The organism is Streptomyces sp. HmicA12 (assembly GCF_000373565.1).
Classification (GTDB): Bacteria; Actinomycetota; Actinomycetes; order Streptomycetales; family Streptomycetaceae; genus Streptomyces.
Window position 1 is genome coordinate 1 of sequence record NZ_KB891818.1, and the last position, 25,000, is coordinate 25,000.

At 71.5% G+C, this 25,000-nt stretch carries 25 protein-coding genes; 12 read left to right on the plus strand and 13 right to left on the minus strand.

Features of this window, described 5'->3' with window-relative positions; genetic code table 11:
• From B072_RS44070 to B072_RS0125620, 3 genes are all read right to left on the minus strand, one after another.
• On the minus strand, positions 1 to 498 hold a 498-nt coding region (locus tag B072_RS44070), incomplete at its 3' end, for an AfsR/SARP family transcriptional regulator (protein ID WP_420707570.1).
• A 94-nt stretch (positions 499 to 592) separates the two neighbouring features.
• Positions 593 to 3,514 (minus strand): FG-GAP repeat domain-containing protein, encoded by a 2,922-nt coding sequence (locus tag B072_RS0125615; protein WP_018532805.1) that lies wholly within the window; start codon positions 3,512 to 3,514, stop codon positions 593 to 595.
• Entirely contained in the window at positions 3,514 to 6,084 is a 2,571-nt protein-coding gene (locus tag B072_RS0125620) for a S8 family serine peptidase (RefSeq protein ID WP_018532806.1), read from the minus strand. Before B072_RS0125620 ends, B072_RS0125615 begins: the two co-directional genes overlap by 1 nt.
• Before the next feature lie 168 nt (positions 6,085 to 6,252).
• Between B072_RS0125620 and B072_RS0125625 the strand changes: the two genes are divergently transcribed.
• Both B072_RS0125625 and B072_RS0125630 read left to right on the plus strand, forming a co-directional pair.
• On the plus strand, positions 6,253 to 7,641 hold the full coding sequence (locus B072_RS0125625; RefSeq protein WP_018532807.1) for an aldehyde dehydrogenase family protein: 1,389 nt from the start codon (positions 6,253 to 6,255) through the stop codon (positions 7,639 to 7,641).
• A gap of 16 nt (positions 7,642 to 7,657) precedes the next feature.
• Positions 7,658 to 8,740, plus strand: coding sequence for a Zn-dependent alcohol dehydrogenase (locus tag B072_RS0125630; RefSeq protein ID WP_018532808.1), 1,083 nt, complete (start codon positions 7,658 to 7,660; stop codon positions 8,738 to 8,740).
• A 57-nt stretch (positions 8,741 to 8,797) separates the two neighbouring features.
• Here B072_RS0125630 and B072_RS44075 read toward each other — a convergent pair whose 3' ends face one another.
• The 4 genes from B072_RS44075 to B072_RS0125650 form a co-directional block, all read right to left on the minus strand.
• The gene (locus B072_RS44075) at positions 8,798 to 9,148 is read right to left on the minus strand and encodes a hypothetical protein (protein WP_018532809.1); all 351 of its coding nucleotides are present in this window, start codon (positions 9,146 to 9,148) and stop codon (positions 8,798 to 8,800) included.
• A 142-nt stretch (positions 9,149 to 9,290) separates the two neighbouring features.
• The gene (locus B072_RS0125640) at positions 9,291 to 10,142 is read right to left on the minus strand and encodes an urea transporter (RefSeq protein ID WP_018532810.1); all 852 of its coding nucleotides are present in this window, start codon (positions 10,140 to 10,142) and stop codon (positions 9,291 to 9,293) included.
• A gap of 361 nt (positions 10,143 to 10,503) precedes the next feature.
• Complete coding sequence (locus B072_RS0125645) at positions 10,504 to 11,211, minus strand: ArsR/SmtB family transcription factor (protein WP_018532811.1); 708 nt, start codon at positions 11,209 to 11,211, stop codon at positions 10,504 to 10,506.
• A gap of 43 nt (positions 11,212 to 11,254) precedes the next feature.
• Positions 11,255 to 11,914, minus strand: a complete 660-nt coding sequence (locus B072_RS0125650) for a TetR/AcrR family transcriptional regulator (protein WP_018532812.1) — start codon at positions 11,912 to 11,914, stop codon at positions 11,255 to 11,257.
• Positions 11,915 to 11,999: 85 nt separating this feature from the next.
• Between B072_RS0125650 and B072_RS0125655 the strand changes: the two genes are divergently transcribed.
• The 3 genes from B072_RS0125655 (at position 12,000) to B072_RS0125665 (ending at position 14,251) form a co-directional block, all read left to right on the plus strand.
• A complete protein-coding gene (locus B072_RS0125655; RefSeq protein WP_018532813.1) occupies positions 12,000 to 13,157 on the plus strand; it encodes an acyl-CoA dehydrogenase family protein in 1,158 nt (385 codons plus the stop codon).
• Between the two features lie 61 nt (positions 13,158 to 13,218).
• Positions 13,219 to 13,509: a YiaA/YiaB family inner membrane protein gene (locus B072_RS0125660; protein WP_086020401.1), complete on the plus strand. Its 291-nt coding sequence runs from the start codon at positions 13,219 to 13,221 to the stop codon at positions 13,507 to 13,509.
• A gap of 94 nt (positions 13,510 to 13,603) precedes the next feature.
• Positions 13,604 to 14,251, plus strand: a complete 648-nt coding sequence (locus B072_RS0125665) for a TetR/AcrR family transcriptional regulator (protein ID WP_018532815.1) — start codon at positions 13,604 to 13,606, stop codon at positions 14,249 to 14,251.
• A gap of 26 nt (positions 14,252 to 14,277) precedes the next feature.
• Here B072_RS0125665 and B072_RS0125670 read toward each other — a convergent pair whose 3' ends face one another.
• Entirely contained in the window at positions 14,278 to 14,739 is a 462-nt protein-coding gene (locus tag B072_RS0125670) for a MaoC family dehydratase (protein ID WP_018532816.1), read from the minus strand.
• 83 nt (positions 14,740 to 14,822) lie between these two features.
• On the opposite strand from B072_RS0125670, the gene soxR reads away from it, so the two are divergent.
• A complete protein-coding gene (gene soxR / locus B072_RS0125675; protein WP_018532817.1) occupies positions 14,823 to 15,299 on the plus strand; it encodes a redox-sensitive transcriptional activator SoxR in 477 nt (158 codons plus the stop codon).
• Here soxR and B072_RS0125680 read toward each other — a convergent pair.
• Positions 15,247 to 16,575, minus strand: a complete 1,329-nt coding sequence (locus B072_RS0125680; RefSeq protein ID WP_018532818.1) for a uracil-xanthine permease family protein — start codon at positions 16,573 to 16,575, stop codon at positions 15,247 to 15,249. The two genes, soxR and B072_RS0125680, sit on opposite strands and share 53 nt — an antisense overlap.
• Positions 16,572 to 17,690, minus strand: coding sequence for an aryl-sulfate sulfotransferase (locus B072_RS0125685; protein WP_026246296.1), 1,119 nt, complete (start codon positions 17,688 to 17,690; stop codon positions 16,572 to 16,574). Before B072_RS0125685 ends, B072_RS0125680 begins: the two co-directional genes overlap by 4 nt.
• Before the next feature lie 106 nt (positions 17,691 to 17,796).
• On the opposite strand from B072_RS0125685, the gene B072_RS0125690 reads away from it, so the two are divergent.
• Positions 17,797 to 18,372 carry a helix-turn-helix domain-containing protein gene (locus B072_RS0125690; RefSeq protein WP_026246297.1) on the plus strand — a complete coding sequence of 192 codons (576 nt, stop codon included), beginning with the start codon at positions 17,797 to 17,799 and terminating at the stop codon, positions 18,370 to 18,372.
• 30 nt (positions 18,373 to 18,402) lie between these two features.
• On the opposite strand, the gene B072_RS0125695 is transcribed toward B072_RS0125690, so the two are convergent.
• Entirely contained in the window at positions 18,403 to 19,479 is a 1,077-nt protein-coding gene (locus B072_RS0125695; RefSeq protein ID WP_018532821.1) for an RNA ligase (ATP), read from the minus strand.
• 115 nt (positions 19,480 to 19,594) lie between these two features.
• Here B072_RS0125695 and B072_RS0125700 point away from each other — a divergent pair, with 115 nt between their 5' ends.
• On the plus strand, positions 19,595 to 20,377 hold the full coding sequence (locus B072_RS0125700; RefSeq protein WP_018532822.1) for a hypothetical protein: 783 nt from the start codon (positions 19,595 to 19,597) through the stop codon (positions 20,375 to 20,377).
• Here the strand turns inward: B072_RS0125700 and B072_RS0125705 are convergent.
• Positions 20,323 to 21,057, minus strand: a complete 735-nt coding sequence (locus B072_RS0125705; RefSeq protein ID WP_043244730.1) for a 3-keto-5-aminohexanoate cleavage protein — start codon at positions 21,055 to 21,057, stop codon at positions 20,323 to 20,325. The two genes, B072_RS0125700 and B072_RS0125705, sit on opposite strands and share 55 nt — an antisense overlap.
• Positions 21,058 to 21,103: 46 nt before the next feature.
• Here B072_RS0125705 and B072_RS0125710 point away from each other — a divergent pair, with 46 nt between their 5' ends.
• The 4 genes from B072_RS0125710 (at position 21,104) to B072_RS0125725 (ending at position 24,212) form a co-directional block, all read left to right on the plus strand.
• The gene (locus B072_RS0125710) at positions 21,104 to 21,616 is read left to right on the plus strand and encodes a hypothetical protein (protein ID WP_018532824.1); all 513 of its coding nucleotides are present in this window, start codon (positions 21,104 to 21,106) and stop codon (positions 21,614 to 21,616) included.
• A gap of 67 nt (positions 21,617 to 21,683) precedes the next feature.
• A complete protein-coding gene (locus B072_RS0125715; protein WP_018532825.1) occupies positions 21,684 to 22,109 on the plus strand; it encodes a helix-turn-helix domain-containing protein in 426 nt (141 codons plus the stop codon).
• Positions 22,106 to 22,507 carry a DUF4180 domain-containing protein gene (locus B072_RS0125720; protein WP_018532826.1) on the plus strand — a complete coding sequence of 134 codons (402 nt, stop codon included), beginning with the start codon at positions 22,106 to 22,108 and terminating at the stop codon, positions 22,505 to 22,507. Before B072_RS0125715 ends, B072_RS0125720 begins: the two co-directional genes overlap by 4 nt.
• The gene (locus B072_RS0125725; RefSeq protein ID WP_018532827.1) at positions 22,485 to 24,212 is read left to right on the plus strand and encodes an immunity 49 family protein; all 1,728 of its coding nucleotides are present in this window, start codon (positions 22,485 to 22,487) and stop codon (positions 24,210 to 24,212) included. The genes B072_RS0125720 and B072_RS0125725 overlap by 23 nt, the downstream gene beginning before the upstream one ends.
• 48 nt (positions 24,213 to 24,260) lie before the next feature.
• On the opposite strand, the gene B072_RS0125730 is transcribed toward B072_RS0125725, so the two are convergent.
• Positions 24,261 to 24,863 carry a hypothetical protein gene (locus B072_RS0125730; RefSeq protein ID WP_026246300.1) on the minus strand — a complete coding sequence of 201 codons (603 nt, stop codon included), beginning with the start codon at positions 24,861 to 24,863 and terminating at the stop codon, positions 24,261 to 24,263.
• Positions 24,864 to 25,000: the final 137 nt, after the last annotated feature.

Genomic DNA, 25,000 nt, shown 5'->3' on the forward strand with positions numbered 1-25,000 from the left:
GCGGCGGGCCTGCGCCCAGCTCGCGTACCGGTCCTCGGGCAGCAGCTCCCCGGTGAACAGGTCCAGGGCGGCGGCGAGTTGCCCGGGGGAGCGGGAGGCGAGCGCGGCCCGGGCAGCCGTCTCCGCCTCGTCGGCGTCGATCCGTACCGTGGCCGGATCCAGTCGCAGCAGGGCGCCGTCGGATATCAGGTACGAGGAGGTGGCGCGGGGTGCGAGTTCGGGTTCCAGGGCGCGGCGCGCGGCGTGCAGGGCGACCCGGAGGCTGCCGGTCGCGGAGTGCTGGTCGGCGTCGGGCCAGCAGATGTCCATGGCCTGCTCGCGGTGGAGCTGGTGGTCGGGCACGACGGCGAGCAGCTTCACCAGGGTCTGGGCGCTCGGCCGGGTCCAACGCTCGGCGGGCGCGAGCCCGTTGTCACGAGTCGCTGCGAAACCGCCGAAAAGGTGCAGACGTAGCAGCGGAGTGGCTGGAATCGTGCTGTTTGGCTGCTGCTCGTTCATGAGGGCGCAACTCTAACCGAGCAACGTGAGAAACCCCTGGGCGAGGCCGCCCAGGGGTTTGTCGTGACTACCGCTGACTACCGCGGTGCGGAGGTCAGGAGAGCTTGAACGTCGTCATCTGGTGGATGCCCCGGTCGATGGAGAGGACACCGCCGCCCAGCTGCTCCGCCATCCGGTTGATGCCGAGGTGGTCGAAGTTGAGCGAGACCATCTCGTCGGTGCCGTCGCCGTCGAGGTCGGCGGCGAGGTAGTTGCGGGCGCCGATGAGCGTGGCGCCGCCGATGCTGGACTGGAACGAATCGCCCGAGGTCAGGACCGACGGGTCGAAGGCCGCCAGACCGCCCTCGAGGCCACCGGCGAGCAGGCGCCGGCCGCCGGGGCCGTTGATGAACCCGACCGTGCGCAGCGGCGCGACCACCGACGAGCTCGTGTCCTCCTTGCCGTCGCCGGCGTAGCCCCTGAACGTGCCGAAGCTCATCTGGTAGAGCGGGTCGCCCTGGCCGTCGATGAAGTAGTTGCCGTGCGACCACGGGCTTCCGTTGAGGGACTGATGGACCAGCTCACCGGTGCGCCCGTCCCGGATCTCGACCACGACGCGCGGCGAGGCCGTGCTCAGGTCACCGGCCACCGTCGGGTCGGCCTTGACGATCCAGGTGTAGACGACCGCGTGGCCGTCCGCGTACGGGATCTTCGGCGAGGCGAAGACGCCGTGGTCGAGGACCGCGCCGTGCAGCTTGCCGTCGGCCGCGCGGTCCGGAGCCTTCGGGTCGGCGGTCCACTTCAGGTTGCCCTTGCCGTCGAGGGCGACGCCGTTGACGACCGCGTCCGAGATGTCGAGCGCGTTCGGGCTGGTGTACTGCGAGTAGATCTGCCCGCCGGAAACCACCGTGTCGGAGAAGATCACGTCGCCCGCGCTCGACGGCGCGGAGTACGACCACAGCTGCTTGCCGCTCGCGCTGTACACGCGCAGTGCGTCGGTCGGGACGATGACCTCGTCCTTGCCGTCATCGTTCAGGTCGGCGAGGGTGACCGAGCGGACGTACGCGCCCTTGCCGTCGATCGTCGTCAGGACCTTGCCGGTCTTCCCGTCGATGACGGCGGTGGCGGTGTCGGCGGCCACGGCGACGTCGGGCGTGCCGTCGCCGTTCACGTCACCGGTCGCGATGTTGTGCACCTCGCCGGGGACGGTGGCCTGCCACAGCTTCTTCGGCGCGCCGTTGACCAGCGACGTACCGGAGTACGCCCACACGCCGTCCGAGGAGCCGCCGACCACGACGTCCTTCTTGCCGTCGCCGTCGAAGTCGGCAGCCTGGCCGTAGTTGAGGTCGCCCTGCAGCGGCGTCAGGTTCTTCTGGCTGCCGTTGCCCAGCTTGTAGTCGTGGATGTTCTGCTGCTGGTCGACGACGCGGACGTAGTCGCCGCCGCCGGAGGAGTACAGCTGCTGGTACATCGGCGAGGCGTTGGTGCCGTGCTGGCGCCACTTGACCTTGCCGGTGCTGGTGAACGCGGTCAGCGAGCCGTAACGCAGACCGCCGACGTTGGTCGCGGTGCCCTGGTCCTGGTCGTCCTGCGCGGCCGCGTAGAGCAGACCGTTCTTGGTGGCGAGGTTCCAGGTGCTGGCGCCGTCGGCGCCGTTGCCGGCGGAGCGCTTGGTCGTGTAGGTCCACTTGACCGTCGCGCCGTCCGCACCGTCCAGGACACGGATCGTGCTGGCGTTGACGTTGTACGTGGACGTGTACGTCGACTCGCTGACCGCGATCTCGTCGCCGCCGCCCGAAGCCGCGTCACCGACCGTCAGGGCGGTGGGCAGGGCGTTGACGCGGGTGTCGAGCGTGGTGCGCTTGCCGTCGGCCAGGTCGTACGCGGCGATCTCGTACTGCACCGCGTCGCTGATGTCCGCCTGCTCCAGGGCGACGACCCGGTTGCGGGAGGCGTCGAGGCGCAGCTGACGGCCGTAAAGAGCGCTCTCCGTCTCCCACGTGACCGAACCGTCGGCAGCGTCGAGGACGAGGGTGCGTCCGCTCGCGGTGTTCGTGGCGGTCTTGCGCAGGTCCCAGACCGCGGCGACCTTTCCGCCGCCGACGGACTCCAGGGCGCCCCAGTTCACGGACGCGGTCGACTTGGTGTCGTACGTCCACGTCGACGACGGGGTCAGCTTCCCGTCGGCGTACGAGAAGCGGATCCCCGTGAGGGTGGCCGTCTCCGTCGCGGGCGCGTTCGAGTTCAGGCGGGGCGAGTTGCCGATGAGCAGCGTGCCGTCGACCACCTTGACGTTGGTGGCGTACGAGTACAGCTTCGACCAGACCGTCTTGCCGGTCTTGCCGTCGAGGACCGTCACGAAGGTGCCGGTGGACAGCGAGGAGCCGGGCGAGGTGAACGGCCGGGGCGTGGGCGTCATGCCGACGGCCGCCGAGAAGACGATGTCCTTCGTACCGTCGCCGGTCAGGTCGGCGGTGTCGTAGCCCTGGTCCGAGTAGGCCGAGTACGGGTTGACGGCGTTGTAGCCCATCACGATGCTGGCCGGGTACGGCTCGGCCCGCCAGACCTGCAGCGGCTTGACCTGCCAGTCCGTGTAGTACGAGGCGTTGGTGCGCGCCCAGGCGGTGGAGCCGTCGGCCTTGTGCAGCTGGACGTTGCCCAGGCTGTGCACGGTGAAGTAGCTGCCGTCGGAGCCGGCCGGAACGGTCGCGGCGATGCCGCGGGCGCCCTCCAGCGCGGACTTGTTGGTGAAGGTGACCGGGGTGCTGGCGTCGGTGGTGGCCTCGGTGGAGGAACCGTCCGTGGCCGAGCCGTTGGCCGAGGTGTCGGCGGAGGTGTCGTCCTTCGCCGCGTACCGGTCCCCGTACACGTCGACGTTCATGTTGTCGGCGAGGGTCTTGGCCTCGGAGGTGCTGAGCGTCGACGCCTCGGTCGAGAAGCCGTCGGCCAGCGCGTGCGGCGCGGCCGTCAGCGTCAGGCCCGCCGCGACCAGGGCGGAGGCGAGCGTCAGGGCCCGCCGGGAGGTGGTGGTTCTCATTACTTGGCTCCCTGCGCGATGCGGATCGCCGAACCGTTCGTCAGAACGGCCTGGTTGTACGAGTACTGGAGGGCGTCGGTGCCGGCCTGGTTCTCGATGCCGACGGTGGCCGACGAGCCCTTGCCCGGGACGGACTGGTACTGGAACGTGATCGCGCCGGTGGCCTCGTCGAAGACGGCCTCGAAGGTGGCGCGGGTGCTGCCGCCGTCGGCGAACAGGACGTTGTTCCAGACGACCGCGAACTTGCGGCTGCCGGTCTTGCCGGTGGTGGCCGTCTGCACGCTGGACTTCTTGTCGAGGGTGAAGTCGTCCCACAGCGGGGCGACGATTCCGCTCGGCTCGGTCTCCGTCGGCAGCGGCTCGTTGGCGTAGTCACCGATGCGCGGCGAGAGGAAGTTGATCAGACCGTTCGTGGTGACCGCGGCGCTGGAGTACTTCACGCCGTAGAAGGAGACCGGGAAGGGCAGCGAGACCGTCTTGGCGTCCTCGTCACCGCTCAGCGTGACCTTGCTGGAGCCGGAGATCCAGGAGTAGGTGGCCGGGGTGCAGGAGTTGCCCGAGTGGTCGGCACGGGCCGGGAGCCGGAGCGTGCGGTTCTCGTCACCGTCGACGGTCAGCGAGGTGGTGGAGGTGCCGTTGCACACGATCGGCGCGGCGGGCTTCACGAACAGCGAGTACGTGCCTTCGGCGACCTTCGGCAGCGTGAACGTGCCGTCGGTGCCGGAGGTGACCGGGGCGAGCGGCGAACCGTTGAGCTCGACGGTCGCGCCCTTGAGGGGCTTGCCGGTGACGTCGAGGACAGTGCCGGTGACGGCGTGCGACGCGGCGGCGGTGAGCGCGACGTCCTGGGCGAGCGGCGAACCGGTGTTCAGCTCCACGCCCGAGAGGGTCTGCGGCTGGTAGCCGTAGCCGGAGAGCGTGAAGTCGTACGTGCCCGGGGGCAGCGTCAGACGGTAGGAGCCGTCGGTGCCGGTGGTGACGATACGGGTGCCGGTGGTGGCGTTCGCGACCTTGACGGTGACGTTGGGCAGCGCCTTGCCGGTGGCCTTGTCGGTGACGTTGCCGGACACGTGAACGGCGGTGCGCGGGGCGGCGTCGATGGAGGCGAGGATGTCGAGCTTGCCCTCACCCCAGACGTTGTTCATGCCGGCGGTGCCGCCGCAGTGCGTGTCGTCGACGTCGCGCGCGCCCTCGTTGAGGAGCCTGCGCGTCTCGTCGATGTTGCCGATGAGCTCAGGGGCGGCCGACCACAGCAGAGCCGCCGCGCCGGCGACGTGCGGCGTCGCCATCGACGTACCGTCGATGGTGTTGTACGAGGAACCGGGCCATGCCGAGGTGATGTCGACGCCCGGCGCCGAGATGTTCGGCTTGGCCGAGCCGTCCACGGGGGAGGGGCCGAAGCCGGAGAAGTCGGCGATGGTGCCGGTGGAGTCGTACGCGCCGACGCCGTAGGACGTGTCCTGCGCACCGGGCGCGCGAGTGGTGGAGCAGGTCGTGCCGTCACCGTCGTTGCCGGCGGCGAACGCCTCGAAGATGCCCGCGGAGTTCCACGCCTTGACGATGTCCTGGTAGAACGTCGTGACGCCGCCGCCCCACGAGTTGTTGACGATGTTCGGGGCGAGGTCCGGGCGCGGGTTCTCCCCGTTGTGGTCCGTCGGCGCGAGGATCCACTGGCCGGCGGCGAGCGTGTCCTCGTCGAGGCACTCGCCCCTCGACCCCGCGCAGGCCTTGGCGGCCATCCACTTCGTGTTCGGCGCGACACCGATGCCGTTCTTGCCGGCGATCGTGCCCATGGTGTGGGTGCCGTGACCGTTGTCGTCGCACGGCGTGCTGCTGGTGGCGCAGGTACCCGTCGCGTCGTAGAAGTTGTAGTCGTTCGTGAACGTGCCGTCGCCGTTGTTGCCACGGTAGTTGGCGACGAGGTCCGGGTGATCGTACTGGGCACCGGAGTCGACGGTGGCGACGACGATGCCCTCGCCGCGGTCCTTGTACTGGTCCCAGACCTGGTCGGCCTTGATGTCGGAGATGCCCCAGTCGGGGGTGGTGTCGCTGACGGCGTCGCCCGCGGCGGTCGTGCGCGACCCGGTGACCTTGGCGTCGGACGTCTCGATGTCGTCGAGCTTGTACGTCTGCGACTTGACGATCTCCTTGACGTCCGAGCGCTTCGCGAGCTGCTCGACGAGGTTCTCGTCGCCGGTGACCTGGACTGCGTTGGCGATCCAGTAGTCCTTGTGCCCGACCTTCTTCTTGTCGAGGAACGCGGTGAGCGACTTCTGGCTGTCCTCGGCGTGCGTCTTGAGCGCCTTGTACGCGGCCGTGGCGGCCTTCGCGTGCGTGCGCTGCTTCTTGGCGGTCGTCAGGTCGGCCTGGTCCTTGAGGACGACGAAGAACTTGGCGTCGCCACCCTTGGCGACGGCGCTGCTCAGCGAAGAGTCGATCTTGGCGGTGGCCGACGCCGACGGGCTGTCGGCGGCGACGGCCGGCATGGCGCCGGAAACCAGGGCGGTCGCGGTGAACGCGGCCGCCGCCCAAGCGGCGGATCTGCGCCGGGGCGGTCGGGGCAGGTGCATCGGGGGTGCTCCTCCGGGAACGGTACGGGGGAGTTCGCACGCTAGAAAGGTGCCGTTACTGAGGAATTACTGGCGGCGTGACGGGCGTCTCTGGCGCCCGAAAACTAACACCGCTAGTTTGGGTCGCAGGACGATCAGCGACACACGTGCGGTATCAGGAGGAGAGCCATGAAGGCCCACGAGGGGATGTTCATCGGCGGCGAGTGGCGAGCCGCCGCGACCAGCGAGACGATCGCCGTCGTCAACCCGGCCGACGAGTCGGTGATCGGCCATGTCCCCGCGGGCAACGCCGAGGACGTGGACGCCGCCGTGCGCGCCGCCCGCGCCGCCTTCCCCGGCTGGGCCGCCACGGCCCCCGCCGAGCGAGCGGCGAAGATCGCCGCGCTCCGCGACGTGCTGGTGGCCCGTAACGCGGAGATCGCCGAGACGGTCACGGCCGAGCTGGGCGCCCCGCTGAAGTTCTCGCAGACGGTGCACGCGGGCGTACCCGTCCTGGTCTCGGGCTCGTACGCCGAACTGGCCGCCTCGTACCCCTTCGAGGAGAAGGTCGGCAACTCGACCGTCTACGCCGAGCCGATCGGCGTCGTCGGCGCGATCACGCCCTGGAACTACCCCCTCCACCAGATCGTCTGCAAGGTCGCCCCGGCCCTCGCCGCCGGCTGCACCGTCGTGCTCAAGCCGGCCGAGGACACCCCGCTGACCGCGCAGCTGTTCGCGGAGGCGGTCGACGAGGCGGGCATCCCGGCGGGCGTCTTCAACCTCGTCACGGGCCTCGGCCCGGTCGCGGGCCAGGCCCTCGCCGAGCACGCGGACGTGGACCTGGTCTCCTTCACGGGCTCCACGGCGGTCGGCCGCCGGATCGGCGCGACGGCGGGCGCGGCCGTCAAGCGCGTCGCCCTGGAACTGGGCGGCAAGTCCGCGAACGTGATCCTTCCGTCCGCCGACCTGGCCAAGGCCGTGAACGTCGGCGTCGCCAACGTCATGGGCAACTCCGGCCAGACCTGCAGCGCCTGGACCCGCATGCTCGTGCACACCGACCAGTACGACGAGGCCGTGGAGCTCGCGGGCGCGGCGGCCGCCAAGTACGGCGACCGCATCGGCCCGCTCGTCAACGCCAAGCAGCAGGAGCGCGTGCGCGGTTACATCGCCAAGGGCGTCGAGGAGGGCGCCCGGATCGTCACCGGCGGCACCGAGACCCCGCACGAGAAGGGATACTTCGTCGCCCCGACGGTCTTCGCGGACGTCACGCCCGAGATGACCATCGCCCAGGAGGAGATCTTCGGCCCGGTCGTCTCGATCATCCGCTACGAGGACGAGGACGACGCCCTGCGCATCGCCAACGGCACCGTGTACGGGCTCGCGGGCGCGGTCTGGGCCGGCGAGGAGGCGGAGGCCGTGGCGTTCGCGCGCCGCATGGACACCGGGCAGGTCGACATCAACGGCGGCCGCTTCAACCCCCTCGCCCCGTTCGGCGGCTACAAGCAGTCGGGCGTCGGCCGCGAGCTCGGCTCGCACGGCCTGACCGAGTACCTCCAGACCAAGTCCCTCCAGTTCTAAGGGAGTTCCGATCACCATGGTCCGCGCCGCTGTATGCACCGCCGTCGGCTCCCCGCTGGAGATCACCGACATCGACCTGCCCGAGCCCGGTGCCGGCCAGGTCCGCGTCAAGCTCGTCGCCGCCGGGGTCTGCCACTCCGACCTGTCCCTGACCAACGGCACCATGCGCCTGCCGCTCCCCGCCGTCCTCGGCCACGAGGGCGCGGGCACCGTCGTCTCCGTCGGTGAGGGCGTCACCCACGTCGCGCCGGGCGACGGAGTCGTCCTCAACTGGGCTCCCTCGTGCGGCAGTTGCCACGCCTGCTCGCTCGGCGAGGTGTGGCTGTGCGCGAACGCGCTGGCCGGCGCGGGCAACGTCCACGCGAAGCGGTCGTCCGACCGCTCCGACCTGCACCCCGGCCTGAACGTCGCCGCGTTCGCCGAGGAGACCGTCGTCGCCGCGAACACGGTCCTGCCCGTGCCGGACGGCGTCCCGCTCACGGACGCGGCCCTGCTCGGCTGCGCCGTCCTCACCGGATACGGCGCGATCCACCACTCGGCGCAGGTCAAGGAGGGGGAGACGGTCGCGGTGTACGGCGTCGGCGGCGTCGGCCTCGCCACGATCCAGGCGGCGCGCATCGCGGGCGCCTCGAAGATCATCGCGGTGGACGTCTCGCCCGAGAAGGAGGAACTGGCCCGCCGGGCGGGTGCCACGGACTACGTGGTCGCCTCCGAGACCACGGCCCGCGAGATCCGGGGCCTGACCGGCAAGCAGGGCGTCGACGTGGCCGTGGAGTGCGTCGGCCGCGCGGTCACCATCCGCACCGCCTGGGAGTCCACCCGCCGCGGCGGCCGCACCACGGTCGTCGGCATCGGCGGCAAGGACCAGCAGGTCACCTTCAACGCCCTGGAGATCTTCCACTGGGGCCGCACCCTGTCCGGCTGCGTCTACGGCAACTCCAACCCGGAGCAGGACCTGCCGGTCCTCGCCGAGCACGTCCGCGCGGGCCGCCTGGACCTGAGTGCGCTGGTCACGGAGCACATCTCCCTGGACGGCATCCCGGCCGCGTTCGACAACATGGTCGCGGGCAAGGGCGGCCGGGCGCTGGTGGTGTTCTAGCTGCTGCGGCGGCCCGCCTCCGAGGGGACGGAGAGCGGGCCGCCGGTGCCGGACCGGTCAGACGGGGCAGGTGCCGCTGCCGACCAGCACGGTGACGGAGGACACCGTGAACGGCCCTTCGACGATCTGCCCCGGAGGCACCGTGACCGACGACAGCGAGTGGCCGCCCGTCTTGGCGCAGTACGTCAGGGTCGTGTCGTTGTTGATGCTCACGACCTCGGTGGCGCGGGCGAAGGTGTAGTCCTGCCCCTCGACGACCTCCACCTCCTGGTTGTAGATGTCGTTCGTGTAGATGCAGACGGAACCGGTGATGTGGCAGCTGATGCTGTCGGCGTCGCTGGCGCCGGCCGCACCCGTACCGAACGCGGCCATCGCGGTCATGGTGGCGCCGACCAGAACTGCGCGCATAGCGTGGTGTCGCAACATGGTTGATCCCCTGCGTAGTTGGGCACGGCTCGTGGCCGTGGCAGACCGAATCCCGCTGGAAGAAGGGCTGTTGACCTCGATCAGCGAGCAACTCGGACGCTAGGCAGGCCCAATTACTGAGGCGTTACAGGTCGCCCGCGGCCGACGCCGTCAGCCGCGGAAACGACCGCGCCGCCGCCAGGAACACCAGCGTCGTCAGCACGAACGGCCAGGTGAAGGTCGTCGCCCCGAACGCCGGTGCCACGGCCGCCGCCACCACCGCCCCGGCCAGCGCGTACGGCAGGGTCCGTCGGCCGGCCGGCAGGAACACCCCGCACAGCGCGAGGGCGACGAGGACGCCGTTGTAGCCGGCGATGCCGTCGGCGAGGCGGGCCGCGGGCATCCCGAGCGCCCACGCCGTTGCCATCGCCGCGGCGTTCCCGAGGCAGGCCACCCCGGCCACGCGGACCCCCGCCACCAGCAGTCCGGCGAGCACGAGCGCGCCCACGTACCACTGCGGCAACAGGAAGATCTGCCCGAACCCGGCGAGGAACCCCCGCGCTGCGTCACCGAGTTGAAGCGCCGCCGTCGCGTCCGTCACCTGCCGTGCGGTCGGCCCCGCGGGCCTCGCCAGCGTGATCGCGCTCGCCACGGCGCAGAACGGCAGCGTCAGCGCGGGCAGCCCCCATGTCCCGAACGCCCGCCCCGCCGCCGCGGTCACCACGGTCGCCGCGCCGCAGCCGAGCAGCGCGACGAGCATCGTCGACACCCGGGTGCCACCCAGCAGCACCGCGCAACTCACGCCGACGAGGCAGGAGTTGAAGCCCTCCATGCCCTGGGCGAGCCGCTCCTTCTCCACGCCGAGCAGCCACGCGCCCGCCGTACCGAGGGCGGCGCCGCCGATGCCGTAGAGCCCGTAACTCCATCCGGCGGCGAACAGCGCGGCGGAGAACAGCAGGCCCGTCAGCGCGCGGGGCAGGAAGGTCACCTGCCCCATGCCGCGGAGGACGCGCAATCCGAACTGTCTGCAATCCGCTGCCCAACCATGCCCTATTTCGGGGGCAATTGAGGTACCTGCCATCTGCGCCATCCGCCGCTCCCGCGTTACGAGGATGTTTCCCAACCCGGTAGATGGACTGTACAGGTACTAGTCGGGCGCGGCGTCGGGTACCGGCCGGTTGAGGCTGGTCGCGCGGTTCCCCGCGCTCCTGAGGCGAGCGCTGAGGCGAGCTGCGCTCGCCCGGGAGGAAGCTGCGCGCAGCGCATGCTTCAGGGGCGCGGGGAACTGCGCGATCGGCCGCGACGAAAGCCGCACCCGCCCACCCGACCGACACCCGGCAGACGAGCGGGCGGCCCGTTCAAGAGGCGACCCGCACCCCCAACTCGGCCTCCAGGAACGCCGCCCCGGCCCCGGTCACCCGAACCGCCCGCTCGGACCCGATTCGCTCGACCCAGCCGGAGGCCAGCGCGTGGTGGCACAGCGCCGCACCGGCCACCCCGGCCAGGTGCTGGCGCCGCTCCGTCCAGTCCAGGCACCCCCGCACCAGCGGCCGCCGCCCCTTGGTGTCGAGCTCCACCCCGACGGCGCGGAACCACGCCACCCCCGCCTCGGTCAGCGCGAACCCGGTGTCGACCCGCAACAGCCCGCGCGCCGCCATCCCGTCGGTCACCGCGATCCCGAGCCGCCCCGCGAGATGGTCGTAACAGGTGCGCCCGCGCGCCATCGCGTCCCGCGCCGACACGGCCCGCAGCGTCCGGGGCGGGGCCGCGTCGTCCGGCGTGACGTACGCGGCGAGGTCCTCCACGAGCTGCGCCACCTGCGCGTCGGCGAGCCGGACGTACCGGTGCCGCCCCTGCCGCTCCTGTGCGAGCAGCCCGCCCGCGACCAGCTTCCCGAGATGCTCGCTGGCGGTGGACGCGGCGACACCGGCGTGCCGGGCCAGCTCGCCCGCCGTCCAGGCCCGCCCGTCGAGCAGCGCGAGCAGGCAGGCGGCACGGGTCTCGTCGGACACCAGTGAGGCAAGCCCGGCCAGACGCCGGGCGCGGGGATCTCTGGAAGCGGCCATGGCACCAGCATGCGCCCGGCACGCTTCGGCGGGCGCCGAAGCGTCAGCGGGTGGCCGCCACCACGTGCTCGTACTGCGTCGAGAGGCCGTCGAGCAGCGCCGTGAGCCCGGTCTCGAAGGCCCGGTCGTCGATCAGTTCCTGCCGGTCGGCGAGGAGGTGCGCCTGCCCGAGGTGCGGATAGTCGGCGGGGTCGTACGCGTCCTGGTCGTCCACGAAGCCGCCGGCGAACGACCCGAGCGCCGACCCCATCACGAAGTACCGCATGAGCGCGCCGATGGACGTGGCCTGCGCCGGCGGCCACCCGGCGTCCACCATCGCCCCGAACACGGCGTCGGCCAGGCGCAGACCCGCGGGCCGGCGGCCGGGCCCCCGGGCCAGCACGGGAACGATGTTCGGGTGCTCGCGCAGCGCCGCCCGGTAGGAGACGGCCCAGTCGTGCAGCGCCGCCCGCCAGTCCCACTCGGCGCCGTCCTGAGGGGCGTCGAACATCGAGAGGTCCACCTGCGCGCTCACCGAGTCGGCGACGGCCTCCAGGATCTGGTCCTTGGTCCTGAAGTGGTTGTAGAGGGACGGACCGCTCACCCCGAGCTCGGCCGCGAGCCGCCGCGTCGAGACGGCGGCGAGGCCCTCCGCGTCGACGAGGGTGCGTGCCGCGTCGACGATGCGGTCTCTGCTGAGGAGGGGCTTGCGCGGTCGGGCCATGGCGCACATAGTAGGGCTGTCAGCCATAAACTAGCAGTGCTAATTTAAAGAAGAAGCCTGCGGCACGTCCCTGGGAGAGTCGTCCATGAACCTGGAGCTGAACGAGGAGCAGACGGCCGTCCGTCAGCTCGCCAAGGACTTCGTGGACCGCGAGATCGCGCCGCACGTGGTGGCGTGGGACCGCGCGGAGGAAGTGGACCGCTCGATCGTGAAGAAGCTCGGCGAGGTCGGCTTCCTGGGGCTGACGATCGACGAGCGGTACGGCGGATCCGGCGGCGACCACCTCGCGTACTGCCTGGTGACGGAGGAGCTGGGCCGGGGCGACTCCTCCGTGCGCGGCATCGTCTCCGTCTCCCTCGGCCTGGTCACCAAGCCGATCCAGCAGTGGGCGAACGAGGAGCAGAAGCGGTACTGGCTGCCGAGGCTGACCGCCGGCGAGGCCCTCGGCTGCTTCGCCCTCACCGAGCCGGGACACGGCTCCAACCCCGCCGAGCTCCAGACGCGGGCCGTGCGCGACGACGCCACCGGCGACTACGTCGTCAACGGCACCAAGGTCTTCATCACCAACGGCACCTGGGCCGACGTCGTCCTGCTCTTCGCCCGCACCAACGACGCCCCGGGCCACAAGGGCATCTCCGCCTTCCTGGTCCCCGCCGACACCCCGGGCCTGACCCGCAACACCATCCACGGCAAGCTCGGCCTGCGCGGCCAGGCCACCGCCGAGCTGGTCTTCGAGGACGTCCGCGTCCCGGCCTCCGCGATGATGGGCCCCGAGGGCAAGGGCTTCTCCGTCGCCATGTCCGCCCTCGCCAAGGGCCGCATGTCGGTCGCCGCGGGCTGCGTCGGCATCGCCCAGGCCGCGCTCGACGCCGCTGTCGGCTACGCCAAGGAGCGCGAGCAGTTCGGCAAGCCCATCGCCTCGTACCAGCTGGTGCAGGAGATGATCTCCGACATCGCGCTCGACGTGGACGCCGCCCGCCTGCTGACCTGGCGCGTCGCCGACCTGATCGAGCGCGGCGAGGACTTCACGGTCGCCGCCTCCAAGGCCAAGCTGTTCGCCTCCGAGGCCGCCGTGCGCTGCGCCAACAACGCCCTCCAGGTCTTCGGCGGCTACGGCTACATCGACGAGTACCCGGTCGGCAAGCTGCTGCGCGACGCCCGCGTCATGACCCTCTACGAGGGCACCAGCCAGATCCAGAAGCTCATCATCGGCCGCGCGCTCACGGGGGTCTCGGCCTTCTGAGTACGTAGATGAGTACCGGAGCGGATAGAGCGCGGGCTCTGTCCGCTCCATGCTGTGCGGCATGAGTGAGACACCGGTCAAGCAGCAGAACACCGCGGCCTACTACGCACAGGCCATCGCGTCCTTCGCCGTCGCGCTCTCCGCCGTCGCCATCGGGATCTACAGCCTCGACGCGAGCGGCTGGATCAGGGCCTTCATGGCCATCTCCGTCCTCTACCTGACGACGTCGGCGTTCACCCTCGCCAAGGTGATCCGCGACCGCCAGGAGGCGGACCAGATCGTCAGCCGCGTCGACAAGGCCCGCATCGACAAGATCCTCGCGGAACACGACCCGTTCAAGCCGGTGGTCTAGGCGCTGCAAGCGGGATGCGGACGTGACCTAAGCGCTCGCTCACCCCGAGAGGTATGGTGAGGCCCAGCCCCACCGACAGGATGCGAGCGGAGCGATGACGCACGACGAACGGGTCGAGGACCAGCAGGCCGAAGACATCGACGAGATGCCCTGGGCCGAGGTCACCCCCGACGCGGCCCGGCGCCTGCTCGTGGCCGCGGTGGAGGCGTTCGCCGCGCGCGGCTACCACGCCACCACGACCCGGGACATCGCGAGCCGCGCCGGCATGAGCCCGGCCGCGCTCTACATCCACTACAAGACCAAGGAGGAGCTTCTCCTCCGCATCAGCCGCATCGGCCACGAGAAGGCGCTGACGATCCTGCGTCGCGCGGTCGACGGCGAGGGCACGGCCGCCGAGCGCCTCGCGGAGGCCGTGCGCTCCTTCGTCCGCTGGCACGCGGGCCACCACACCACCGCGCGCGTCGTCCAGTACGAGCTGGAGTCGCTCGGCGACGAGCACCGCCCCGAGATCCTGGCGCTGCGGCGGCAGAGCGACGCCGCCGTGCGCGAGATCATCAACGACGGCGTGAAGGCGGGGGAGTTCAGCGTCGACGACGTGCCGGGCACGACCGTCGCGGTGCTCTCCCTCTGCATCGACGTGGCCCGCTGGTTCAACGCGGAGGGCCGCCGCACGCCCGACGAGGTCGGCGCGCTCTACGCCGACCTCGTGCTCAGGATGGTGGGAGCGGACTCCCGGGGCTGAGACCCGTCAGGGTCCTTCAGGGCCCGTCAGAGGTAGTAGCGCGACACCGACTCGGCGACGCAGACCGGCTTGTCGCCGCCGTCCCGCTCGACCGTGAACGCCACGGTGACCTGTACGCCACCCGCCACGTCGTCCACGGACGTGATCTTCGCGGTGGCGCGCAGCCGGGAGCCGACCGGGACGGGCGCGGGGAAACGCACCTTGTTCGTCCCGTAGTTGACGCCCATCTTCACACCCTCGACCGCGAGCAGCTGCGGGCCGAACAGCGGCAGCAGCGACAGCGTCAGGTAACCGTGCGCGATGGTTGTGCCGAACGGCCCTTCCTTGGCCCGCTCGGGGTCCACGTGGATCCACTGGTGGTCGCCGGTGGCCTCGGCGAACCGGTCGATCCGGCTCTGCTCGATCTCGACCCAGTCGCTGTGGCCGAGCTGCTCGCCGGCGGCTGCCTTCAGTTCGTCGACGTTCTTGAAAACCCGCGGCTCCGCCATCTTCACAACCTCCACCATTGGAATGTCTAAGCGCTTGCTCAGCATGCTAACAACGGAGCGGCCCGACCACTAGGCTCGACCGGGTGCCACAGATCCCGGAGAAGTTCCACGAGCTCACCGTCGGCCAGGTGGCGGCGCGCAGCGGCGCGGCCGTCTCGGCGCTGCACTTCTACGAGGCCAAGGGCCTGATCACCAGCCGTCGCACCGCCGGCAACCAGCGCCGCTACTGCCGCGACACCCTGCGCCGCGTCGCCTTCATCCGGGCCGCTCAGCGCGTCGGCATCCCCCTCGCCACGATCCGCGAGGCGCTCGCCGAACTCCCCGAGGAGCGCACCCCGAACGAGGAGGACTGGGCGCGCCTCTCGCGGACCTGGCGGTCCGAACTGGACGAGCGCATCAGGCAGCTGGGGCGGCTGCGGGACCACCTCACCGATTGCATCGGCTGCGGCTGCCTCTCCCTGGACACCTGTGTGCTGTCCAATCCGGACGACGTCTTCGGCGAGCGACTCACGGGCTCGCGTCTGATGGGGGAGCGCCGGGAGCGTCCCGCGGCGTCGTGACCTTGGGGCCCAGCGCGCGGAAGACGGCGCTGAGCACCACCGCCGCGATCGCCCCGGCCGCGACCCCGCTGCCGAACAGCGTGCGCGCCCAGGAGGGCAGGTCCGCGTACATCGTCGGCTCCACGATCGGGAGCATGCCGATCACCAGCGCGAGGGCGATGACGACGCTGTCCGTGCCGTGCGAGAGATCGGTACGGGAGAGCATGCCGAAGCCCATCACGGCGATGACGGCGTAGATGACGAGGCCCGCCGCGCCCACCACCGGCGCGGGGATGGCGGCCAGCACCCGGGTGAGCGGTGTCAGCAGCCCGCACACGATGAGCAGCACGCCGGCCGCCGCCGTCACGAACCGGCTGCGTACGCGCGTGAGCTGGACGATGCCGATGTTCTCGGCGCTGGTCACCATCAGCGACGTACCGAAGACGCCGGAGGCGAGCGAGACCAGTGCGTCGGCGCGGGCGATGCGCGGCACGTCGCGGCCCGGGTCGGGGGCGCGGCCCACGGCCTCGCTGTTGAGGACGGTCTGCCCGGTGGCCTCGGCGAGCGAGGCGAGCGCGAAGACGAGCAGCGGAACGGCCGCGAGCAGGTCGAAGTGCGGGGTCCCGTACGGGAAGAGCTCCGGCAGCGCGAACGTGCCGCCGTGCGCGACCTGGAGCTCGGTGCCGGTGAGGACCGCGAGGAGCGTCCCGCCGGCCAGGCCGAGCAGCACCGCCATCTGTCGCCACACGCCCCGCAGGACCAGGAAGAACAGTCCGATGACGCCGAGCGTGGCGAAGCCGAGGCCCGGGCCCGAGGCGACCATCGGGGCGGTCACCTTGATCATGTTGATGCCGATGAGGACGACCGTCGTGCCCATCACCAGCGGCGGGAAGAGCCGCACCAGACGCCCGTAGAAGGGCAGGACGCAGAGCAGGAACGCGGCGGCGACGAGGACGGAGCCGGAGGCCGTCGCCGGGCCGTACTCCTGCGCGATCTGCAGGAAGATCGCCACGGCGGCGCCGCCCGGCAGCATGAGGAACGGGAGCCTGGCCCCGACCCGCAGCGCGCGCACACCGAGCGACTGCAGCAGCGCGCCCACCCCGCACAGCACGAGGGTCGCGCTCAGCAAGGACGCCGTCTCGCCGGTCGACAGCTTCAGCGTCGTCGCGATGAGGATGACGGAGGAGACGGGCGCGGCCACGCCCGCCAGCACGTGCTGGCAGGCGAGGGGGACGAGGCGGCGCAGCGGCAGCACCTCGTCGACGGGCTCGACGGGAGGCGCCGTCGTGGCGGTCACCGGTTCAGCCAGGGCAGCTCGGCGGCCGAGTAGCGGTACGAGCGGAACACGGCGTTCGGCTCGGACGGGAAGAGCCGGCGGACCTCTTCCTCGGAGTAGCCGCCGAAGAACGGGACGATGTACTCCCAGCACAGATAGCCGTCCGCGGTGACCTCGAAGAGGCGGCCCGCGGGGGAGTCGGTGACCAGGGTGTTGCCGTTCGGCAGGCGCTGGGCGCTGCCCATGAACGGCGCGAAGAACGACTCGCGGGCCGGGTCGTGGTACTCCCAGACGATCTTGCCGCTGGACCGCTCGATCTCGATGACGCGGCTGAACGGCACGTCCCAGTGCGGCCGGAAGACGCCGTTGTCGAAGACGAGGACGTTGCCGTTCTCCAGCTCGGTCGGGCAGTGCTGCTGCGAGACGACGCCCGGCTCCGAGCGCCAGACGATGTCACCCGTGGCGCGGTCGATGACGACCACGGCGGAGACCGAGCGGAAGCTCGCGAGGACGGTGCCGTCGGCGAGCGGCAGCACGCTGTTGATCAGCGGGTAGTGCTCGCGGGCGTAGTCCGGGTGGAGCGGGAAGCCCTCGCGGTCGAGGTGCTCGGAGACCTTCCACTCCCAGGTGCGGTTCCCCTCGGCGTCGACCTCGACGATCGTGTCGGCCCACACGGTGGTGCCGCCGGCCTCGGAGCCGGGCACGCCGCCGCGCACCGCGGCGGCGGCGTCACCGGTCAGCGGCTCCAGGGCCGTGTAGAGGATCCGGCCGTCGCCGTAGTGGTGCGCGTCGTGGTGCTGGAGCGGGTCGCGGTACTCGCGGACGACGGTGCCGTCGGGGGTGATCTCCTGCATCAGGCCGCCGCGGTACTTGTGCCACATGGGGAAGAGCGCGGGCTCGTCCGGGAGTACGCCGTTGTAGGCGAGGTTCCCGTTCGGGAGGATCCGGGCGTGCCGTCCGGGCCGGTTCGGCAGGTTCCACCGGTGCACGACCTCGCCGTGCAGGTCGATGAGGTACACCTCGCCGGTGCCGGTCAGCGGCGCGAAGAGCGTGTAGCCGCCGTACGCGGCGTCCTCGTCCAGGGCGATCAGGCCGGTGCCGCGGCGGCGGCGCTGGTTCTGGTCCACACGAGCCATGGGGGCCTCCCGAGTGCGGTTAACTTTTTTAAGTGACAGTGAAGGAGTTAACCACGGCGGTAGGGTGCTCGGGAACCAGGACCGGACGAGAGGGCGTTACAAGTTCATGAACGACGGCAAGGGAAGCGGCGGCGACGAAGCCCCGCGCGTGGGGCCCGGCATCCGGCGCAGGCGGCGCTCCCTGGAGCTGACGCTCGCCGAGGTGGCGCGCCGGGCCGCCGTCTCGGTCCCGTTCCTCAGCCAGGTGGAGAACGGGCGCTCGCGCCCGAGCATGGCCTCCCTCCAGCGCATCGCCGACGCCCTGGAGACCACGGCCGTGGAACTGCTCGCCTCGGCGGAGGCGCCGCGGCCCGTCGACGTCGTACGGGCCGACGCCCGCTCCGCGACGGAGGACGGCATGCGCCCCCTGGTCCGCGGCCACCAGCGGCTGCACGCCCTGGAGTTCACCGGCACCCACGACTGGGACCGCCAGTTCAAGCACCGGGGCGACGAGATCCTGTACGTCGCCGACGGCTCGGCCGAGGTCGAGGTGGACGGCGCGCACTATGTCCTGGAGCGCGGCGACACGTTGTACTGCGCCGCCGAACTCCCGCACCGCTGGCGCCCGTTGGAGCCCGACACCCGCGTCCTGGTCGTCGGCATAGCGGACCACGTCCAGGTCATGGGCGACGGCGGCCGCTGATCCCCGGGCGCCAGAGGTCCGGGAGTCGGGTCACTCGTACTCGGTGCCTCCCTTGCGGGTCAGGTACGCCGGGCTGACCGCCTTCGCGACGGCCCGCCCGCCGGTGACCGGGCTGTACCGCTCGGCGGCGGCCCGGATCACGACGCCCTCCCGCAGATGCAGTCCGCGGCCCGACACGGTCTCCCGCCCGGAGGCCAGCTCCAGGACGCGAGCGGTGTCGTACGGGCCGGTGAACAGCACGGGCACGAACGGCAGTTCACCGTCGAGCAGCCCGGCGGCCTCGGCCGCGTCCAGCCAGCGCACTGCCCCGCCGATCTCCACCGACACGTCGAAGGCCGCGTACCCGAGCGTCCGGCCGCGGCCGTCCGCGCCGTACGCCAGGTCCTGCACCCCGGCCCCGTACACCTCGCCGAAGATCCCGACGCGGGCCGCGCCGAGCCGCTCGGCGAGCCGGGCCGCGACCTCCGGGACGCCGTGCCCGCGCACCGCCCGCCAGTACAGATTCCGTGGATCCTCCTTCAGGGCGAGGGACTTGGCGCCGAACCCCTTCGAGGACACGTACACCCGCTCCTCGGCGGCCACATAGGTGACCAGGCACGCGGAACCGTGCAGCTTCTCGGTCACGGCCACGGGCTCACCGGGCGCGAACACGTCGGGGAAGCGCTGGATGTTCTCGATGTCGACCCAGGGCAGCAGGTCCGGCGCGGCCTCGACGTCCCCGTTCATGGTCGGCGGGATCGGCGGCACCCATTTGGTGATGCCCAGCGCCTGCGCGAAGTCCGTCCCGTCGGCGGCGGCCACGGAGAGGTCGACCGCGGCCAGCGCCCCGGGCCGGCACACGATCCCCTGCGACAGCTCCCCGCGCAGCCGCACCGCCTTCACCCGGTCGGCGTTGCCGCCCGCGAGCCGCCCGGTCAGACCCAACTCCTCGATCAGCGCGGCCGGGAGGACCGACTGCTCCGGGATGTACACGGCGGTGTCCCCGGTGCGGTAGGCGCCCTTGGCGACGACGGCCCGGTACAGGCCGACCTGCGCGAGCTCCAGGGCGTCGGCGTTCGGGTGCGGGTGGATGGTCAGGGTCTCGGCGGTGACGCGCAGTGTCGACATGGCGGCGGACTCTCCTCCGTGCTCTCCGGTGCCCGGTGGGCACTCGTCGCCGCCCACTGTCCGGACGAGAAACGGCTGGAACGAGCCGATTTACGGCTGCTACCGTCGCCCGGCCATGACAACTCCCCGGCCTCTCGGCCCCCGCCTGACCGCCGCCCTCGCCCGCGTCCGCGAGGTGTTCGGCGGCGCCACCGTGCCCGCCGACGAGACCGGCTGCCTGTACTGCTACGGCGAGTCGGACATCGCGCTGCTGCACGTACCGGACGCGCCCCTGCCCGAGGACCTGCTGTGGAGCCTCTTCCACAAGGTCCCCGACCACTTCACCGACCACCCGGCCGTGATCCGCCGCCTGCTGCCCCAGTTCACGCAGCACCTCGCCTACGGGGGCGACGGCGGGTCCATAGGCTACGCGTCCTGCGGCCTGGGCCGCACCTACTGGCCGGAGACCTGGCCCCGCCGACAGGCCGACGCCGTACGCGAGTTCATCGACGCCTGGTGGGACGACCTGCTGAGCGCGGGGCCCGCCGCGCCGTACGGCATCGACGACGCCTTCTCCTACGCCGCCTGCATGGGCGGCACCATCACGCCGCTCCTGGAGCGCTGGGCCAGGGACCCGCTGGGCGGACCCGCCGATGCCGCGCTCGCGTCCGCCTGCGCGGCCTGGGACTTCGACCTGCTGGAGGACGACTACGGCCAGAGCGTCTTCTTCTGGTGGCAGTGGTTCGACCGGCCCGAGCCGGTCGCCGAGTTCCAGGCGTGGCTCGTCGAGCACGCCCCGGACCGGCTGCGCGCCGTCGGCGCCGACCCGGGCCTCGTCGCCCGGATCGGGCTGCTCGCGCTGCCCTACGACGAGCGCTGGGCCGACACGTACTGGGAGAACGCGGCCGCCACCAACTGACCGTTCCCACCCGCCCGTTCACCGCCCGGAAGCAGCAGGGTGTCCTCAAGGCCGATCCGGGTCGCGAGGCCCAGCCGTGCGGCCAGCCGCAGCGCCGGCCAGCTGCCGCCCTCCTCGCCGTGCAGCAGCACAGGTCTGCCCCGCGCGTCGCCGATCGATCTCAGCAACGTACGGGCGGACGCCTCGGCCGTGTCCGGATCCGGGTCCGTGACCTCGGCCAGGACCCGCAGCACCTTCCCCGCGAGCGGCGACGCGGCGAACCGCTCCGCGCCGTCCGTGCCCGACCACAGCCCCGCCTCCACGCCCACCCCGCGATCGAGGAGTGCCGCGGCCACCTCCTCCGCGCCCTCCTCGTGCCAGTTCACCGACGCGTGGTCCGGCAGCGCCGTCCAGGAACGGATCCGCGCCACCCGCGCCACCGGGTCCGGCTCCGCCCACGCGCCCGTCGTCACCCCGACCGGAACCGCCACCCGCGCCCGGATCGCGTCCAGCGTCGCCGCAACCGAACGTGGCGACAACGTGTCTTGCCCACAAGGGGACTTGGGGTGAACATGCACATCCGACGCCCCGGCGGCGACCGCCGCCTCCGCGGCCTCGGCCAGCGCGCCCGGCGACAGCGGGACCACCGCCCCGTCCTCCGCGCCCCGAGCGCCGTTCGGGCAAACCTGTACGAACACCATGCGAGCGATGGTGCCATCGAGCACTGACAACGGGGAGTTCAAAGGCATGACAGTCGCGATCAGTTCACTGAAGTACGAGGCCGCCCGCTCGGGCGCGCAGAAGATCACGTACGACGGCGACGGCTACCACCTCGTGCGGTTCCCGTACGAGAAGGGCGAGGAGTCGTACGACCCGTGGAACATGCACGACCCGGCCGGCGGCGGAGGCACCTCGAAGTACCCGGACGCCCGCTCCGGCCTGATCTGGCCGAGCCACGACGGCTGGGCCACCCTGTCCGCGCTCGTCTTCTGGGCGGCGGACGAGAGGGCCACCGAGTACCGCGCCCGCTTCGTGCGCGACCCGCTGAACCTCTCCACCCGCTACGACTCGACCGCCACCACCGACATCTCGGCCACCGGCGGCGGCCAGTACCGCTCCTACACCTGGCAGATGTTCGTGCACCCGGGCACCCCGGTCGGCCTGAAGGTCTCGGCCCGCCGGGGGGACACGCCCCTCGCGGTGCCGATCACGCTGGCCGAGTTCAAGCTGGCGATCCAGACGGACGTCATCACGCCGTAGAACCACCTCACCTACCTCAACTACCTCAAAATTCCCTCATGCCTCCGCGGTGAGGTAATTTCGGGGAGTGCAGCGACAGTATTACTCCCTCGATCAGGTCGCGGAGCTCCTCGGTCTCCACGTCCGGACCGTGCGCGGCTACGTCCGCGACGGGCGGCTGAAAGCCACCCAGGTCGGCCGCCGGTACCGCGTCACCCGTGAGGACCTCGAAGCCTTCACCGGCGCTCCGGCGGCGCCCGCGCGCCCGGCCGGAGCGCCGCACGCCGAGGCCTCCGTCATCGTCCAGGTCGACGGGGTCGGCCCGCAGCAGGCGATGCGCCTGTCCAACACCGTCGTCGCGAGCGCCAACAGCCGCAGGGACGGCGGGCGGCTGCGCGTCGAGACCGTGTACGACGATGAGCGCGCCGCCCTGAAGCTCGTCGTCCTCGGTGGCCTCGCCGACGCCGCCGAACTGCTGAAGATCGTCGACACGCTGGTGGAGGACTCGCGATGACAGAACAGGCTTTCACCGTCCGGGAGTTGGCGGGCGTCCCCGTCCTCGTCTGTGGTCCCGACGGGCCGCCGCTCGGCGACGAGCGCGCCGCCCTCGACCTGATCGGCGACGCCGGATACCGGGGAGCGCGGTGGGTCGCGGTCCCCGTCGAGCGGTGCGGTGACGACTTCTTCCGGCTGCGCACGCGCGTGGCGGGCGACATCGTGCAGAAGTTCGCCAACTACCGCATGGGGCTCGCGGTGTTGGGCGACGTATCCGGATACGTCGAGGCCAGCGCGGCGCTCGCCGACTTCGTGCGGGAGAGCAACCGCGGGCGGCAACTGTGGTTCCTGCCCGACGCCGACGCGCTCGAGGAACGCCTCGTAGAGTCGGACCGTGACAGCACACGACACGCCTGACCCGCACCTGCCCCCGCTCACCACCGCGCAGGCCGACCGCCTGCGCGACCTCGTCGCCGCCGATCTGCGCGCCCGCACCGGCGCCCACCCCGCCGTGGCCGGTGACACGGCGGAGTCCGAGGGACACCGCCACCCGCTCACGAATCTGGCGCAGCGCTGCCGGGTCGCGCCCGAGGAGGAGTGGCCCGCGACGGTCGAGGCGTTCTTCACGCACCTGGCCGAGGCGTCCCAAGGCGGGGAGAGCGCCGAGGAGTTGCTGGAGCGGACATGCCTGCGGCTCGTGGCGCCCGGCGCCGTGCCCGCCGACATGGCCGACGGGTTCGGATACCTGCGGGGTGTCGCCGACGGGCTGAACCTCGCCCTCGCCCTCGACGCCCCCACCTCCGTGCGCCTGCTCACCGACGCCGACGTGGAACGGGCCGGCGCCGACGCGCTCTGGGCCGCGGCCGAGCGCAACCTCGTACGGGAACCCGTGCGGTGCGAAGAGGTGCGGCTCGACGGACATCCCGTCCTGTACTCGGTGTACGGGGACTCGCCGTTCGTCTCCACGAAGGCGCTGATCCTGCCCGAACTGGTCGCCGAGGCCACCGGGAAGCGGATGCCCGAGGCGGGCGCGCTGGTCGTCGTGCCGACCCGGCACCTGCTCGCGTTCCACCCGATCGTCGACGGCAGCGCGGTCGACGCCGTCAACGACCTCGCCACGTACGCCTTCAAGGCCCACGAGGACGGGCCGGGCTCGCTGTCACCGCGCGTCTACTGGTGGCACGAGGGGCGCCTCACCTCGCTCACCGTCATCGACCACGAGACCCGCACCTTCACGCAGCGGCCGCCCGACGAACTCGTCGCGGTGCTGAGGGCGTTGCGGGGCCTCGACCGGGCCGGGCGGCTCGTCACCTCGGCCCCGGCCGCGGAGATCGCCGAACTCACCGCCACCACCGCCGAGTCGATCGGAGCCGAGGACGGGCTGCCCGCCGCCTTCGCGTCCGCCGTCTCCCTCGCCCACGCGCACGCCGTCACCGACCCGCCCGCGAGCGAGCTGGACACCTGGGACGCCTGGGTGACGGCGCTGCACCTCGGCACGGCCCTGTTCGCCGAGACCGAGGAGGTCACGACGCGGCTGGGGGAGCGGCAGCTGACGGTGCCCGCCGCCGGGCCCGAGGCGCACGGCGACGCCCGCGCCTGGCTCGACGCGTTCTACCTCACCCTCATCACCCGTGAACGCGCACGCACGGACCGGCTGTGCCAGGTTCCGCTCGACGCGCTGCGCGGCGGGGAGACGCCCGTCGACGAGTACGTCCTGCACTTCGTCGAGACGCTGCGGGCTTTCTGGCAGCACCGGCCCATCGACGACGTCGTGGGCAGCCTGTCCGCCGCGATGGACGCCTCGTACCCCGAGGTCGCCACGCTCGCGCCGAAGGACTTCCTCAACTCCGTCGACTATCAGCCGATCGCGCTCTTCCACCGGGTGCTCACCCAGGAGCACGACAAGTTCACCGAAGCGCTCGCCGAAGCCCTGGCCCAGCACGGCGGTTACTGGGGCGACAGCGCGGCGCCGCGCGCCCGCGTGGCACTCGGACCGCTCGCCCTGGCCTGCCTCGCGTACGACATGGACTTCCCCGTCGGCACGGACCACCCGTACCTGCCGCGGCACCTGCTCGACCGCGCGCGGCTCGAAGAGATTCCGGGCTCGCTCGCCGACGCGTGAGAAGAATCGGGGGTGCGCGATCCGCACCCCCGTCGCGCTGTACGTCGGCTATGCCGAGACCAACAGCCGTGCCCGCCTGGCCTCCGCCAGGGCCACGGGTGTGAGGACGGGCCGCGGCACGACGATGCCGCAGTGGGTGCAGACGGGACCCGACGACGGTTCGTGCGCCAGGTCGTGTTTCCAGACGAGCCCGCTGCCGGCGCAGACCGGGCAGCTGTCGCCCGGGTCGCGCTCCAGAGCCGCGATCAGCCGACGGAGAACATCGGCGAGCGGCCCACCGGGGTGCACCGACGGGTCGTCGCACCAGGCGACTCCGAAGCCGCCCCAGGTCAGCCGGTGCCAGTCGTCCACCGTGCCCGGGCGGCGCAGCCCGTCGTGCTTCTCCTTGCGCCTGCGCTCGGCGAAGGCGACTTCGTACGCGAGCCAGACGGCCCGCGCCTCTTCCAGCTCCTCCAGTGCCGCGACCAGTCGGGCCGGGTCGGGGGAGCGGTCCTCGGGGCCGAAGCCGGCCCGGGAGCACAGATGGTCCCAGGTCGCCCGGTGCCCGTAGGGGGCGAATCTCTCGAGGCACTTGCGCAGTGAGTAGCGCCGCAGTGCCAGATCGTTGCGCGGATCGCGCACCTGTCTTGCCAGACTCCGGAATCCAGCCATCGCCCTGCACCTCCGTCACACGTACGTCGGCGTCGCCGCAGCCATGAAGCGACGTCGCCGAGTAGACGTATCGACACGCGATTCGGATCCCTCCGAGGGCCGATGAATCCCATCCGATTTCCGATGGGGTCCATCAG

Excerpts from the sequence above, each read along its gene's own strand:
- B072_RS0125695 (WP_018532821.1), bottom strand. The coding sequence starts at position 19,479 with ATGTCGACACTGCGCGTCACCGCCGAGACCCTGACCATCCACCCGCAC.
- B072_RS0125670 (WP_018532816.1), bottom strand. The coding sequence starts at position 14,739 with ATGGCGGAGCCGCGGGTTTTCAAGAACGTCGACGAACTGAAGGCAGCC.
- B072_RS0125620 (WP_018532806.1), bottom strand. The coding sequence starts at position 6,084 with ATGCACCTGCCCCGACCGCCCCGGCGCAGATCCGCCGCTTGGGCGGCG.
- B072_RS0125625 (WP_018532807.1), top strand. The coding sequence starts at position 6,253 with ATGAAGGCCCACGAGGGGATGTTCATCGGCGGCGAGTGGCGAGCCGCC.
- B072_RS0125700 (WP_018532822.1), top strand. The coding sequence starts at position 19,595 with ATGACAACTCCCCGGCCTCTCGGCCCCCGCCTGACCGCCGCCCTCGCC.
- B072_RS0125660 (WP_086020401.1), top strand. The coding sequence starts at position 13,219 with ATGAGTGAGACACCGGTCAAGCAGCAGAACACCGCGGCCTACTACGCA.
- B072_RS0125710 (WP_018532824.1), top strand. The coding sequence starts at position 21,104 with ATGACAGTCGCGATCAGTTCACTGAAGTACGAGGCCGCCCGCTCGGGC.
- B072_RS0125615 (WP_018532805.1), bottom strand. The coding sequence starts at position 3,514 with ATGAGAACCACCACCTCCCGGCGGGCCCTGACGCTCGCCTCCGCCCTG.
- B072_RS0125690 (WP_026246297.1), top strand. The coding sequence starts at position 17,797 with ATGAACGACGGCAAGGGAAGCGGCGGCGACGAAGCCCCGCGCGTGGGG.
- B072_RS0125655 (WP_018532813.1), top strand. The coding sequence starts at position 12,000 with ATGAACCTGGAGCTGAACGAGGAGCAGACGGCCGTCCGTCAGCTCGCC.
- B072_RS0125685 (WP_026246296.1), bottom strand. The coding sequence starts at position 17,690 with ATGGCTCGTGTGGACCAGAACCAGCGCCGCCGCCGCGGCACCGGCCTG.
- B072_RS44075 (WP_018532809.1), bottom strand. The coding sequence starts at position 9,148 with ATGCGCGCAGTTCTGGTCGGCGCCACCATGACCGCGATGGCCGCGTTC.
- B072_RS0125720 (WP_018532826.1), top strand. The coding sequence starts at position 22,106 with ATGACAGAACAGGCTTTCACCGTCCGGGAGTTGGCGGGCGTCCCCGTC.
- B072_RS0125645 (WP_018532811.1), bottom strand. The coding sequence starts at position 11,211 with ATGGCCGCTTCCAGAGATCCCCGCGCCCGGCGTCTGGCCGGGCTTGCC.
- B072_RS0125665 (WP_018532815.1), top strand. The coding sequence starts at position 13,604 with ATGACGCACGACGAACGGGTCGAGGACCAGCAGGCCGAAGACATCGAC.
- B072_RS0125705 (WP_043244730.1), bottom strand. The coding sequence starts at position 21,057 with ATGGTGTTCGTACAGGTTTGCCCGAACGGCGCTCGGGGCGCGGAGGAC.
- B072_RS0125730 (WP_026246300.1), bottom strand. The coding sequence starts at position 24,863 with ATGGCTGGATTCCGGAGTCTGGCAAGACAGGTGCGCGATCCGCGCAAC.
- B072_RS0125650 (WP_018532812.1), bottom strand. The coding sequence starts at position 11,914 with ATGGCCCGACCGCGCAAGCCCCTCCTCAGCAGAGACCGCATCGTCGAC.
- B072_RS0125640 (WP_018532810.1), bottom strand. The coding sequence starts at position 10,142 with ATGGGGCAGGTGACCTTCCTGCCCCGCGCGCTGACGGGCCTGCTGTTC.
- B072_RS0125630 (WP_018532808.1), top strand. The coding sequence starts at position 7,658 with ATGGTCCGCGCCGCTGTATGCACCGCCGTCGGCTCCCCGCTGGAGATC.